Annotated in this window: 15 protein-coding genes; 11 read left to right on the top strand and 4 right to left on the bottom strand. The window is 32.3% G+C overall.

Translation table 11 applies throughout. The features are described from left to right. Window positions 1-368: 368 nt before the first annotated feature. Entirely contained in the window at window positions 369-1,505 is a 1,137-nt protein-coding gene (locus RRF68_RS00780; RefSeq protein ID WP_315944662.1) for a cysteine desulfurase family protein, read from the bottom strand. A gap of 9 nt (window positions 1,506-1,514) precedes the next feature. Further along, the gene (locus RRF68_RS00775; RefSeq protein WP_275316948.1) at window positions 1,515-2,063 is read right to left on the bottom strand and encodes a Smr/MutS family protein; all 549 of its coding nucleotides are present in this window, start codon (window positions 2,061-2,063) and stop codon (window positions 1,515-1,517) included. Between the two features lie 81 nt (window positions 2,064-2,144). Here RRF68_RS00775 and RRF68_RS00770 point away from each other — a divergent pair, with 81 nt between their 5' ends. Then, complete coding sequence (locus tag RRF68_RS00770; RefSeq protein WP_315944661.1) at window positions 2,145-2,786, top strand: hypothetical protein; 642 nt, start codon at window positions 2,145-2,147, stop codon at window positions 2,784-2,786. A 497-nt stretch (window positions 2,787-3,283) separates the two neighbouring features. Here RRF68_RS00770 and ppk2 (RRF68_RS00765) read toward each other — a convergent pair whose 3' ends face one another. Together ppk2 (RRF68_RS00765) and ppk2 (RRF68_RS00760) are read right to left on the bottom strand one after the other, a co-directional pair. Next, window positions 3,284-4,063 carry a polyphosphate kinase 2 gene (gene ppk2 / locus RRF68_RS00765; RefSeq protein ID WP_275314612.1) on the bottom strand — a complete coding sequence of 260 codons (780 nt, stop codon included), beginning with the start codon at window positions 4,061-4,063 and terminating at the stop codon, window positions 3,284-3,286. 1 nt (window position 4,064) lies between these two features. Then, the gene (ppk2, locus tag RRF68_RS00760) at window positions 4,065-4,922 is read right to left on the bottom strand and encodes a polyphosphate kinase 2 (RefSeq protein WP_218772915.1); all 858 of its coding nucleotides are present in this window, start codon (window positions 4,920-4,922) and stop codon (window positions 4,065-4,067) included. Between the two features lie 58 nt (window positions 4,923-4,980). Between ppk2 (RRF68_RS00760) and RRF68_RS00755 the strand changes: the two genes are divergently transcribed. The 10 genes from RRF68_RS00755 to RRF68_RS00710 all read left to right on the top strand — a co-directional run bounded on the left by RRF68_RS00755 (window position 4,981) and on the right by RRF68_RS00710 (window position 14,012). Continuing rightward, a complete protein-coding gene (locus RRF68_RS00755; RefSeq protein ID WP_410016849.1) occupies window positions 4,981-5,934 on the top strand; it encodes a lipid A deacylase LpxR family protein in 954 nt (317 codons plus the stop codon). An 83-nt stretch (window positions 5,935-6,017) separates the two neighbouring features. Then, a complete protein-coding gene (gene dnaN / locus RRF68_RS00750) occupies window positions 6,018-7,136 on the top strand; it encodes a DNA polymerase III subunit beta (RefSeq protein ID WP_315944658.1) in 1,119 nt (372 codons plus the stop codon). A gap of 152 nt (window positions 7,137-7,288) precedes the next feature. Continuing rightward, on the top strand, window positions 7,289-8,053 hold the full coding sequence (locus RRF68_RS00745; RefSeq protein WP_275314624.1) for a ParA family protein: 765 nt from the start codon (window positions 7,289-7,291) through the stop codon (window positions 8,051-8,053). 10 nt (window positions 8,054-8,063) lie between these two features. Then, complete coding sequence (locus tag RRF68_RS00740; protein WP_275314625.1) at window positions 8,064-8,951, top strand: ParB/RepB/Spo0J family partition protein; 888 nt, start codon at window positions 8,064-8,066, stop codon at window positions 8,949-8,951. A 43-nt stretch (window positions 8,952-8,994) separates the two neighbouring features. Next, the gene (locus RRF68_RS00735) at window positions 8,995-9,531 is read left to right on the top strand and encodes a DUF5683 domain-containing protein (protein ID WP_275314628.1); all 537 of its coding nucleotides are present in this window, start codon (window positions 8,995-8,997) and stop codon (window positions 9,529-9,531) included. Then, complete coding sequence (gene dapB / locus RRF68_RS00730) at window positions 9,532-10,233, top strand: 4-hydroxy-tetrahydrodipicolinate reductase (protein WP_275314629.1); 702 nt, start codon at window positions 9,532-9,534, stop codon at window positions 10,231-10,233. A 77-nt stretch (window positions 10,234-10,310) separates the two neighbouring features. Next, window positions 10,311-11,900 carry a signal peptidase I gene (lepB, locus tag RRF68_RS00725; protein WP_315944657.1) on the top strand — a complete coding sequence of 530 codons (1,590 nt, stop codon included), beginning with the start codon at window positions 10,311-10,313 and terminating at the stop codon, window positions 11,898-11,900. Further along, entirely contained in the window at window positions 11,900-12,517 is a 618-nt protein-coding gene (locus RRF68_RS00720; protein WP_315944656.1) for a WbqC family protein, read from the top strand. The genes lepB and RRF68_RS00720 overlap by 1 nt, the downstream gene beginning before the upstream one ends. A 121-nt stretch (window positions 12,518-12,638) precedes the next feature. Then, window positions 12,639-13,211 (top strand): Crp/Fnr family transcriptional regulator, encoded by a 573-nt coding sequence (locus RRF68_RS00715; protein ID WP_275314633.1) that lies wholly within the window; start codon window positions 12,639-12,641, stop codon window positions 13,209-13,211. 225 nt (window positions 13,212-13,436) lie between these two features. Continuing rightward, a complete protein-coding gene (locus RRF68_RS00710; RefSeq protein WP_315944655.1) occupies window positions 13,437-14,012 on the top strand; it encodes a Crp/Fnr family transcriptional regulator in 576 nt (191 codons plus the stop codon). Window positions 14,013-14,060: the final 48 nt, after the last annotated feature.

Here is a 14,060-nt window from a genome sequence, read left to right as displayed (position 1 = left end):
CTTGTATTATAAAAAAGGTGTTTTTACTGAAAGCCACCCTCTTTTAAAGCCACAATACAATGACTAACATACTTTTAAAATTATTTATTTAAAGAGGGAATAAAATAAACAACTAACATAAAACCATGTAGATATATACTAGACACAGATTTTATTACGAGGTCACAAAAATAGTAAAAAAAAAGTTTTTACATTCATTCAAAAATTATTTATAATACTTTTTACTTATATCTCCTCGGTATTAAATAAGATTAAACTATGATTAAACACCGTTTAAAAACACCTTAAAAGCGCTTTTTTAAAAAAAACAAACCATTCTCTAATCGAAATAAAAAAAACCTCTTAAATCAGCTAATTTGAAGAAATAATTATTTTGTAATTTTTAAAAGAATATTTACCAAGGAATCTACTTCTTTTTTGGTATTTAATTTACTTAAAGAAACTCGGAGTGATGTTTTTTCAACATCATCATCATTTAAAAAAACTTGCAACACATGCGAACCTTTATTACTTCCGCTTTGACAAGCACTTCCTCCAGAAACTGCAATTCCCTTTAAATCTAAATCAAATAATAACATATTTTTACGAATAGGCAATCGCAAGCTCGTTATTAAATAACTACTATTATTTACATCAGCGGACAAACCATTAAAAGAGATATTAGTATTCTTATTAATTAATTCAGCAATTAAGTATTTTTTTAGATTTAGAATATACTCTTTATCCTTTTCTAGATTTATATATGCTACTTCCAACGCCTTTTCCATTCCTAAAATAGCATGTACGTTTTCGGTACTAGATCGCACTCCTTTTTCTTGCTCTCCACCATACAGCATTGGCTGTACAGCAATTCCTTTTTTAATATACACAAAACCCACCCCTTTTGGGCCATGGAATTTATGCGCACTTGCTACTATAAAATCGATCGGTATTTTTTGCAAATCTATTTGATAATGCCCTATCGCCTGTACGGTATCTGAATGAAAATAAGCTTGATAGGTTTTACATAAAGCCACAACCTCATCAATTGGTAATATATTTCCGATTTCATTATTTATATACATTAAACTTACCAATGTTTTTTCATCACCTTGCTTTAAAAGCTTTTCTAAGCTATCTAATACAACCGCTCCGTTTTCATCTAACTCCACGAAGTCCACTTTCACCCCATACTGTTTTTGCAAATAGGCAACCGTGCGTAAAACTGCATGATGCTCTATTTTAGAGGTAATAATTCTTGTTACCCCTAAATTTACGACTGCATTTTGCAAAATTAAATTATCTGCTTCGGTACCACCTGCCGTAAAAACAATTTCTCTTGCAGATACATTAAAGTGCTTTGCTATATTTTTTCTTGCTGTTTCTACTGCTGCTTTTGCCTTTCTACCAAACTGATGTGTAGACGAAGGATTTCCAAAATTTTGCAACATTGCTTGTTGCATTACCTCAATAACTTCGGGTAACATTGGTGTTGTTGCTGCATTATCTAAATAAACAGATTCCATAAAATATTCTTAATTTGAATTTTGATAAATATAAACCTCGGTAGCTCCTTGTCCGTATTTTTGGTAAGAGGCATCGTAATATTTTACTTCATAATTATTTAGTAAATAATACAATTCGCTTTTTAACACCCCTTCTCCCACTCCGTGAATTAACACTAATTTAGAGATGCTTTTAGCCATGCAATATTCTAATTTATGTTTAGCTGTTTGCAATTGTAAAGAAAGCACATCGTAATTATCCATACCACGTGTAGATTTTACTAATTTACTTGCATGCAAATCGACTTCCATCACCACTTCGTTTTTATCTTTTACGAATATTGATTTTTTCTTTTTAGGCGCCTGCTGAATCTTCTCTTTTAAAAAGCTATTATTTATGTTAACGTGCCTGCTTAACTCATTTTGATCTGTATGAATTTTAACCAACTCATTCTCAAAAAAGGAATACTCCATACCATCGACATCCTTAACAAAAAACATGTTATTTTCTTTTTTTGTTATGAATCCTCTAATATCGGCATCTAAAACCGCCACTTTATTACCTATTTCTAAACACATCCTTAACCTTTACTTAATTCAACAATAGTCTTTTACAGCGTATTTTTGCAGTATAATACCCTACAAAAGAACTGTAAAAAAATGATAAACACTAAAAATATTAGCACAAAAACATTCTTTGAAGAAGCTAACAAAGATATAACAATTAGTAATGAGCGTAAAGAGCTACTTACCAATATTGCGCTATTAATTAGTAATGAATATCAGGAAAGAGAAAAGATAAATTTAAATTTTATCTGCACACACAACTCTAGAAGGAGTCAGTTTGCACAAGTTTGGAGTTTTTTTGCTATTGAATATTTTAATTTAAAAAATATTTACACGTATTCTGGCGGAACAGAAACCACTGCTTTTCATAGAAATACGGTAAAAAGCTTACAAAAAACTGGTTTTAACTTTAATATTCTCGATTTTTCTCATCAAAACCCAAGGTATTTAATCTCTTTTGAAGGAACTAAAAAATCAATCATAGGTTTCTCTAAAACCTTTGATCATTCTCACAATAGCTATCCGTACATCGCAATTACAACTTGCGATAGTGCCGATGAAAACTGTCCGTTTATTGCGGATGCCATTGCGAGGTTTCACTTACCTTATTCAGATCCTAAAAAGGCAGATACTACTGATTTAGTTTCAGAAACCTATTTAAATACGAGCAAACAAATAGCTGGAGAGGTTTTTTATATTTTTGAAAGCGTTAAAAACAACATCGACACCGTATAAATCTATTTGCAAAAAACCAACCACTCTCTCTAAGATTGATGCGATGCTGAAATAAATTCAGTATAACGTAGAATGATAACATCTATATAAACTGCCATGTAGTTTCGGAAAACTACTTATAAAAACAGTATTAACTCTTTTCTTACTTGATGCGATGCTGAAATAAATTCAGCATGATGTAGAATGATAACACATATATATAAACTACTTATAAAAATCAGCATGACGTAGAATGGTAACATCTATATAAACTCCGATTTAGTTTCGGAAAACTATTTATAAAAACAGTATTAACTCTTTTCTTACTTGATGCGATGCTGAAATAAATTCAGCATGACGTAGAACGATACCATACACATAAACTCCGATGTAGTTTCGGAAACCTATTTATAAAAATAGTATTCGTGCCCTCCTAAATTGATGCAATGCCGAAATAGCTTCAGCATGACGTGAAACATAACAACATCCAAAGATTGCAAATTTTAAAATACAGTAATTTACACTACTGTATTTTTATCGTAAGGAATACTTTTTAAAATATGGTTTATAACATCAATACGCGCTAACGTTTTTCTGTTTGCTCTAATCACTTTCCAAGGAGATATTGACGTATTTGTTTTGGAAAACATTGCTCGTTTATACTCAGTATAATCATCCCAAAGCTCCTGCGCTCTTTTATCTACCGGTGTTATTTTCCATTGCTTTAATGGGTTATTAATAATATCCTTAAAACGTTTTGCCTGTTCTTTTTTATTGATAGACATATATATTTTCACCAATCGGATTCCAGATTCTAAAATCATTCTTTCAAAATCATTTACCTGATTCATAAAAACCTGATATTCTTCTTGCGTACAAAATCCGTTTACAGGCTCTACCACTGCTCGATTATACCAACTACGATCAAAGAAAACAATTTCACCTGCCTTTGGAAATTTTCGTACATACCGTTGAAAATACCATTGCGTTTTTTCATCTTCATTGGGCTTTGGTAATGCCACAATACGCATATGACGCGGATTTATTCTTTCTGTAATTCTACGTATTGCACCACCTTTACCCGCAGCATCTCTACCTTCAAAAATAACAATAATACGTTCATTATTATTAATCCCCCATTTTTGCAAACGAATTAACTCTACCTGTAATTTTTTTAATTTACGCTCATAATCTACATATCTAACCGCCCTTTCTATATTAAAAGGCTTCGACAAAAGTGCTTTAAGCCCTTTGGTAGTATTTAGTTTATTTACATCTTTTTGTGTTAACTTTTCCATATTAATCTAAGTGATTTACTGAGCGATAATAACGCATTACGATATTAGGATCTGGATTTGTTGACATTTTAACATCTTCTCTTTCTTGATAATCAAACTGTGACAACACATGACGCATACACTCAATTCTCGCTTTCTTTTTATCATTTGTTTTCACCACTATCCAAGGACTGTAAGAAGTGTGTGTTTTACTAAACATCTCTTCTTTATAGAAACTATAATCGCTCCACAATTCTTGTCCTTTTTTATCAACAGGACTAAATTTCCATCTTTTTAAAGGATCATCATTACGCGCATCAAATCTGCGCATTTGCTCGTCTTTAGATATCGACAACCAAAACTTAATAATTACCACACCATCTTCATACAACATATGTTCAAACTCAGGCACCTGTACTAAAAACTTATCGTACTCTACCTTTGTACAAAACCCCATTACAGGCTCTACCACAGCACGATTATACCAGCTACGATCAAAAAAAACAATCTCACCTGGATCTGGTAATTCTTTAATATATCGCTGAAAATACCACTGTCCTTTTTCGACAACCGTTGGTTTATTCAAAGCTACCAAACGCATAGAACGCGGATTTAAATGCTCCATAAAACGACGTATATTTCCGCCTTTTCCAGCAGCATCTCTCCCTTCGAAAATAACCGCTACTCGTTTGTTATTTTTAGCTATCCACTGCTGTAATTTCACTAATTCTATCTGAAGTTTTTTCAACTCCTTCTCGTATGCTATTTTCTCTTTAACTTTATCTACAGAAACTCCCTTCTCTTTAATTAAAGACAACAATTGATCGTTTGTTGAAACACTTTCAAAATCATCAATTGTAAGTTTTGCTTTCTTTCCCATGTAAAAAATACGTTGAATTGCTACTAATTTAACCCTAACATTGCTAAAATAAGACGATATTAGCTGCTATGAAACAAAAAATCTTTTTTTTATTCTCTTGTCATCTATCAGCCTTTTCTCACAACGAAAATACGCCAAAGAATTCAGTTTTTTAAACGATAATGATTTATATATCTCCCCTAATCAAGATAGGTATTATACCAATGGTATGTTTTTTTCGTATCGCTATTTAAGCAACAATACAACTGAAAAACTTGAAAAAAAGATTTTCGAGATTCAAATTGGCCATCATATGTATACGCCATTTAAAGCTACTGTTGAGCAAAGCAGTGATCACGATCGCCCATTTGCAGGTTATTTATTTGGTAGTTTTGGTATACATCGTTTTTATAAAAATGAAACTATTCTAAAAACAACATTACAGCTTGGTGCACTTGGTCCGTCTGCGCTTAGCAAACCGATGCAAGATTTTATTCACGAAATATATGGTTTTAAAAAGGCGATTGGGTGGGAAGATCAGATTTCTGATGCTCTCGCAGTGAACTTAAAAATAGCCTACATAAAAAAACTAGCAAACGACAACTACCTTGATGTTAACTGGGTTAACAATATCAGAATCGGAACCGTTTATACTGATTTCTCAACAGGATTTTATGGACGTATCGGACTAAAACCACTTCAGAAAATTATAAACTCCATTGCTTTCAATGCAAACCTAAACAATGAAAACACCAATTTCAACAACGAAATTGAGTCTTTTTTATATATAAAACCTATGTTTAGCTATGTTGCCTATGACGCAACAATTGAAGGTAGTTTTTTAAATGACAGCAGTCCCATTACTTACGACATTGAACCTTTTAAGTTTACAGCTGAAATAGGCATTCGTTTTACTGCCAATCGTTTTAATTTTGGTTATGCTATAAACTACCATACAAAAAAGCTGAAAAGCATGCGCGTACCAAAAGGTAATTTTTACGGAACCCTGCTTTTTAACTACCAGTTTAATTAACTTTTTTGATGATTGAAAAAATAATTTTTATAACCATCAAATTAAGATATATTTGTACATCTAATATACAGAAACTATACTAAATGAAATTTATCGTATCTAGCTCGCAGTTATTAAAACAATTACAAGTTTTAGGAGGGGTTATAAACAGCAATAACACATTACCTATTTTAGACAATTTTTTGTTCGAACTAGCTAACAACGAACTTCAAATCTCAGCATCAGATCTTGAAACAACAATGACATCGGTTATTGAAGTAGAAAGTACTGATACCGGATCTATAGCTATTAATGCTCGTTTATTATTAGACACTTTAAAAACCTTCCCAGAGCAACCACTTACTTTTAAAGCAGAAAGTGATAGTACTATAGAAATTATTTCTGAGCAAGGTAAATACGACATGGCTTATTTTAGCGGTGAAGAATTTCCTAAAGCTGTTGAATTACCTTCTCCTAGCAGTACTGATATTCCGTCTAACATTTTAGCCACGGCAATTTCAAAAACAATATTTGCTGCAGGAAATGATGATTTAAGACCAGTAATGAGTGGTGTATTTTTTCAGTTTAACTCAAAAGAATTAACTTTTGTAGCTACAGATGCTCACAAACTAGTTAAATATACGCGTACCGATGTTACTGCTGATAAATCTGCAGAATTCATTATGCCTAAAAAACCTTTAAATTTATTAAAAGGAATTTTAAGCGGGTCGGATAATAATGTTACCATAGAATACAACGATACAAACGCTAAATTCACTTTTGGCAATGTGGTGTTAGTTTGTCGTTTAATCGACGGGAAATACCCTAATTACGAAGCGGTAATCCCTAAAGAGAATCCGAATAAATTAACGGTAGACAGAGCTTCTTTCTTAAACTCTGTTCGTCGTGTTTCTATTTTCTCTAGCAAAACAACACATCAGATTCGTTTAAAAATGGCTGGAACGGAATTAAATATCTCTGCCGAAGATTTAGACTATTCAAACAAAGCAGACGAACGATTACACTGTGATTATCAAGGAGATGACATGCAAATTGGTTTTAACTCACGTTTTTTAAGCGAGATGTTAAACAACTTAAATGCAAACGATGTATTAATAGAAATGTCTTTACCAAATCGCGCTGGAATTTTAACGCCAATCGACGGAACTGACGAAGGTGAACAAGTTACGATGTTAGTAATGCCTGTGATGTTAAACGCATAAAACAGTTAACATAAAATCATAAAAGCCACATATTCAATTATGTGGCTTTTTTATATTCCTAAAGTTTGGTATTTCTTTTTGTTAACATCTTTCGCTTTTAAAAATGATAAATAATTGTAAATTTACCTCTTTCAAACTTTTTATAAATCACAATGGGTAAAATAATCGCAATTGCAAATCAAAAAGGTGGTGTAGGTAAAACTACTACCTCTATCAATTTAGCCTCATCATTAGGTGTTTTAGAAAAAAAGGTATTATTAATAGATGCCGACCCACAAGCTAACGCCACTTCTGGCTTAGGTTTAGATGTTGAAAGTATTGAGTTTGGAACCTACCAAGTTTTAGAACACACGATATCAGCTAAAGAAACTATTGTAAAAACGAGTTCTCCTAATGTAGATTTAATTCCTGCTCATATAGATCTTGTTGCTATTGAAATAGAATTGGTAGACAAGCAAGAAAGAGAATACATGCTTAAAAAAGCATTGGTAGATATAAAAGACGACTACGACTATATATTAATAGACTGCGCTCCTTCTTTAGGGTTAATTACATTAAACTCTTTAGTAGCTGCCGACGCTGTTATCATACCTATTCAATGTGAATATTTTGCCTTAGAAGGCTTGGGTAAATTATTAAATACGATTAAAAGTGTTCAAAAAATTCACAATCCAGATTTAGATATTGAAGGATTATTATTAACCATGTTTGATTCTCGTTTACGACTTTCTAACCAAGTTGTAGAAGAAGTTAAAAAACACTTTAGCTCAATGGTTTTTGATACAATTGTTCACCGAAATATTCGTTTAAGTGAAGCGCCTAGTTATGGTGAAAGTATAATTTCATACGATGCAACCAGTAAAGGTGCTGTAAATTACTTAAATTTGGCGAACGAAATTTTAACTAAAAACGCATAAGTACTGTAGCATGGCAAAAGCAACTAAAAAAAGAGCTTTAGGAAGAGGTTTATCAGCTTTATTAACTGAAACTGCTGAAGTAAATTCTGCTGATGATAAAAACGCGGATAAATTAGTAGGAAATATCATTGAAATTGGATTAGATTCAATAGAAATGAATCCTTTTCAGCCTAGAACCTATTTTGATGAAGAAGCTTTACGTGAGTTGGCGAATTCTATAGAACAATTAGGTGTTATACAACCTATTACCGTACGAAAGTTAGCCAATAACAAGTTTCAATTAGTTTCTGGTGAACGTCGTTTTAGAGCCTCTAAATTAATAGGTAATAAAACAGTACCCGCTTATATTCGTTTAGCGAACGATCAAGAAATGCTAGAAATGGCATTGGTTGAAAATATTCAGCGTAAAAACTTAGATCCTATTGAAGTAGCACTTTCTTACCAGCGTTTAATTGATGAAATTCAGTTAACCCAAGAAGAATTAAGTGTTCGGGTAGGTAAAAAAAGATCTACCGTTACCAATTACTTACGCTTATTAAAACTAGACCCAATTATTCAAACAGGTATGCGAGACGGTTTTATATCTATGGGACATGGCCGTGCGTTGATTAGTATTTTTAATACCGAAAATCAATTAACGGTTTATGAAAAAATCGTTAGAGATAAACTTTCTGTTCGTCAAACCGAAGAATTGGTAAAAAGTTTAAAATCGGGTATTGTAGCTAAAATCGCAAAAAAGAAAACAGTCCCTACTTTTATTACTGAAAGCGTAAAAGACATGAGTAATTATTTTGGCAACAAGGTAGCTGTTAGTGTAAATAATAAGGGAAAAGGGAAAATTTCGATTCCTTTTACCTCAGAAGAAGACTTTAATCGTATTAAAAAACTATTAAAGTAACTTGAATATTCGCACACTCATATTTGTTCTTTTTAGTTTTTTTTTGAGTCAACTCTTATTTGCTCAAAAAGATTCTACCGCTATACGCGCTAAACAACTACAATTAGGTAGTGATAAATACAATCCGCTATCTCCATCTAAAGCAGCTTTTTATTCAGCTATTTTTCCTGGAGCAGGACAAATTTATAATAAAAAATATTGGAAAGCACCAATCGTTTGGGCGGCAATAGGAACAAGTGCTTATTATTATTTAGATAATAGTAACGAATACGATCGCTATAGAACTGCTTTTAAACTTCGAAAACAAGGGTTAAAAGATGAATTTACCGACGAGAACGGAAACACTATAATTTCTAATGACGGACTTGAAAATGCTCAGAAAGTACTTAGAAAAAATAGAGATTTATCACTTTTAACAGGTGTATTAATATATGTTTTGCAAATTGTAGAGGCTAGTGTAAATGCACATTTATTACAGTTTGACACTGACGACAGTTTATCTTTAAAACCGATGGTATATCCAGATCCGCTTTTTATAGAAGCTCCTAAAGTAGGATTAACATTAAAATACTCTTTTTAAATGAAAATAGCCTTACTTGGTTATGGTAGAATGGGTAAAGAAATTGAAAAAATTGCTTTACAAAGAGGCCATGAAATAGTTATTAAAAGCTCAGGAAAAGACACGTATGATATTACAAAAGCTGATATCGCTATTGATTTTAGCGTACCTGATTCGGCTTACAATAATATCAGTAATTGTATACAAAATAACATCCCCGTAATTTCAGGAACCACAGGTTGGCTTGATAAATACGAATCGATTACCGCTTTATGTAACGAGAAAAAAGGTGCTTTTATTTATGCATCTAATTTTAGTTTAGGGGTTACTATTTTTTTTGAACTAAACAAACAATTGGCTAAAATGATGGATACTTTAAATACCTACAATGTATCTATTGAAGAAATTCATCATACAAAAAAATTAGATGCACCTAGCGGAACCGCTATTACCTTGGCTGACGGAATCGTAGCAAACTCCTCTAAAGAAAACTGGGAATTAGCTACTAAAACATCCGAAAAAAACATCCCTATTACCGCTGTTAGAACTCCAGATGTACCAGGAACGCATACCGTAAGCTACCAATCAGACATTGATACTATTGCTATTAAACATACTGCGCATAACAGACACGGTTTTGCTTTAGGTGCGGTTATAGCTGCCGAATGGCTTGTTCATAAAACAGGTGTTTACACCATGCGAGATGTGTTAAACTTAGGTTAATTGCGTAACAAAAAATAAAAAAAGCTCACTAATAACATTAAATTTTATTCCTTTTAGGAACACAAAATATACATATTATGACATTTACCGAATGGTTTTTATGCTTCTTAATAATTCAGGTTATCCATTTTTTAGGAACTTGGAAATTATACGTTAAAGCAGGAAGAAAAGCTTGGGAAGCTGCAATACCTGTTTACAATGCTGTGGTTTTAATGCAAATTATAAATCGCCCAAAATGGTGGGTACTATTATTATTTATTCCCATCGTAAACCTATTAATGTTTCCTATTATTTGGGTAGAAACGTGTAGAAGTTTTGGTTTTAATGAAAAAAAAGACACTCTTTTATCGATTTTCACTTTAGGTTTTTATATTTTTTATATCAACTACGCTACCGAAACACCTTATATAGCGAATAGAAGTTTACAACCACGCTCTGCTTTAGGTGAATGGGTTAGCTCTATTGCTTTTGCTATTATAGCAGCTACTTTAGTGCACACCTACGTTATGCAACCCTATACAATTCCTACTTCATCTTTAGAAAAAACCTTATTAGTAGGTGATTATTTATTTGTAAGTAAATTTCATTATGGTGCGCGCATACCTAGTACAACTATAGCTGCACCTATGGCACACGATACATTGCCTATTTTAGGAAGTAAATCTTTTATTTCTGATGATAAAAACAAAGAAGGGATTTTAAACAAATTGTCTCTACCCTACATGCGTTTGCCAGGTTTTCAGAACATCAAACGCAACGATATAGTTGTTTTTAGCTGGCCGGCAGATACATTAGCTCTAATGTGGGGAGATAGATCAGGAAAAGCAACTTACAAGCCTATTGATAAAAGAACCAATTACGTAAAAAGAGCCACTGGTATTGCTGGTGACACCTTAGAGGTTCGTGATGGCTATGTATTTATAAACGGAAAGAAAACGGTATTACCAGACAGAGCAAAACCACAATGGTACTTTAAAATTGATACAGACGGAAAAGAATTATCACAAACTATTATAAGAGAATACAACAAGAACAGAGAAGGTAAAATGTCTAACGATGGCGTTTACTATTTAAACCTTACTGATGATGAAGCTGCCTCTTTAAAGAAAAACCCACTGGTAAAAAGTATCGAGAAAAATTTAAGTCCGAAAGGCACATACGATCCTACTGTTTTTCCTCACAACCCAAAATACGCTTGGTCTTCAGACAATTTCGGACCGCTTTATATTCCTAAAAAGGGAGCTACAGTTGCTTTAAATGAAAGTACGATTCCGTTTTACGAGCAAATCATCCGAAGATATGAAAATAACGATTTAACTATTTTTGGTAACGACATATACATCAACGGTAAAAAAGCTAAAAACTACACGTTTAAGCAAGATTATTACTGGATGATGGGTGACAACCGTCAGCGTTCTTTAGATGCTAGAAACTGGGGATATGTCCCGTTTGACCATGTGGTTGGAAGACCTGTTATGATTTGGTTAAGTTGGGACCCAAGTATTTCAATCTTAGATTTTGGAGCAAAAGTAAAATCTATTCGTTGGGACAGAATGTTTACCACTGTTGGCGGTAGCGGAAAACCTACTTCTTATTTATGGCTCGTACTTGTTTTAATTGCAGGTTATAGCTTTTATAGTTACAGAAAAGGTAAAAAGAAAGCATAATGTCACTTTTTATTCCCACATATTTTGCGCCTATTTCACAATACGCAGCAATCAGTACATCTGATTCGGTTGTTTTTGAGCTTGATGATAATTATCAAAAACAAACCTACCGAAACAGGTGCTATATTTTTGGTGCTAACGGCAAGCTAAGCTTAAACGTTCCAGTAAAACACCTGCTTAAAACAAGCCGAAAAAAAACAAAAGACACTTTAGTCGAAAACGATTCACCATGGCAGCAGCAGCATTTAAAATCGCTGCAATCGGCTTATCGTTCTTCACCTTTCTTTGAGTTTTATGAAGATGATATTGTTAAAATATTTACTAGAGATTACAAATACCTGCACGATGTAAATATAGATACTCATTTGTTTATTGCGGATGCTTTGCAAATAGACACTTCTTTTGCTACATCCGAAAACTACGAGGTAAGTCCGACTATTACAGATTATAGAGATTTAGCAATTGCTAAAAAAGGGATTGAAGTAAAGATGGAGTCTTACATTCAGATGTTTGATGATAAACATGGTTTTATTCCCAACTTATCTATATTAGACTTACTTTTTATGGAAGGCCCTAATGCTATTAGCCTTTTAGAAAAAACGAGTATAGAATACTAAGTCGATATTGCTTTATAACCTAACTTTATTACTTGTACCTCATAAAGAAATTAAAAATAAATTTCTTTTGCTTTGATAAAAAATGTAGCTTTGGATAGAACCCAAATACAGTACTTTTATCATGGAATTTTTAAGAAATTTTGTTTACAGCGTCCATAATGTTTCTGAAAGCTCTTTTTTAGAGTTTTATAACATAATTGAAAACAAAACACTCTTAAAAAACCATAAGATAGTAAAACTTGGTCAGGTGCCTGTTAATTTTTATATTCTAAAAAAAGGCATCATGAGGTCTTACATAGTCGATGAAAAAGGCAAGGAACATACAAAGACAATTTTTACACCTATTGTAACTTCGGGGAATTTAGGTGCATTGATACAGAAAAAGCCTTCAGGTTTAATTTACGAATGTCTTACAGATTGTGAAGTTATAGAGTGCCATTATGAATCTTTTTATGATTTATCAAAAAAAAATCATGATGTAGCTATATTTCATTATAAGGTTTTAGAAAGTGTTTATCTAAGAGAAGAAGCTAAAGTATTAGAATTATCGATGCTAAGTGCTACAGAACGCTATGAAAAGTTAAGAAAAAGCCACCCTGGCATTGACAACTTAATTAACCAATATCATATTGCTTCTTTTTTAAATATTACACCAGTACAGTTAAGTAGAATAAGAAAAAACCATCATTTATAACATTATAAACATATGTTAATGCACACAAAGAGAAAACATTATACATTTGTAATGTAATTAACAAGTTACATTAATAAAAGTTCCCCCCAATATGAACTTTAAAAAATAATCAAACTTACTCCCCCTTGTGTAAGTTTGATTTTATGCGTTTATTTTTTTTTGTCGTTATTTTTCCTTAAATTTAAGTATCTCTATTTGAGATACAACTTGTTAATTACGCTTTTTATGAATAACGATATTGAAAAAACTCTTTCTCAGTACATCGACCTACCTAAAAATGTTATTTCAGATTTTTCGGTAGGACTTACGTATTGTGAGCTCGAACCTTTTGAATACTTTGCTAAAACAAACGAACACACTACTAGTTTTTTCATCTTAAAATCTGGCTTAATTAGATCTTTTTTAGAAACTGAAGACGGAAAACAGGTAACAAAATTCTTTTTTACACCTCCTAATTTTACAGGAAGCTTAGCCTCTTTAATAAAAAACATTCCTTATGATTTAAACTACCAAGCTTTAACTAAAGTTACTGGTTATAAAGGTTGTTTTCTGAAATTAAAAGAGCTTACCTTAAAAAATCATGATTTTAGCCTGTTTTATATAAAGGCAATGGAAAATTCTTACTTAAAAGCTGAGAACGTAATTATAGATATCTCTACGCATTCTGCTACTGAAAGATATTTAATTTTAAAGGAAAGAATACCTACCATCGATAATTTAATCGCACAACGCTATATTGCCTCTTATCTTAATGTATCGCCTGTACAGTTAAGTCGAATTAAAAAAAGTTTACTTAAATAACGTCCACATCGCTGTTATCTCTCCTTGAAAATATTATTTACAAAAAAC

It is taken from the genome of Tenacibaculum sp. HL-MS23 (genome assembly GCF_032463465.1).
GTDB lineage: Bacteria > Bacteroidota > Bacteroidia > Flavobacteriales > Flavobacteriaceae > Polaribacter > Polaribacter bernardetii.
This window is presented reverse-complemented; position numbering and strand designations above follow the sequence as displayed.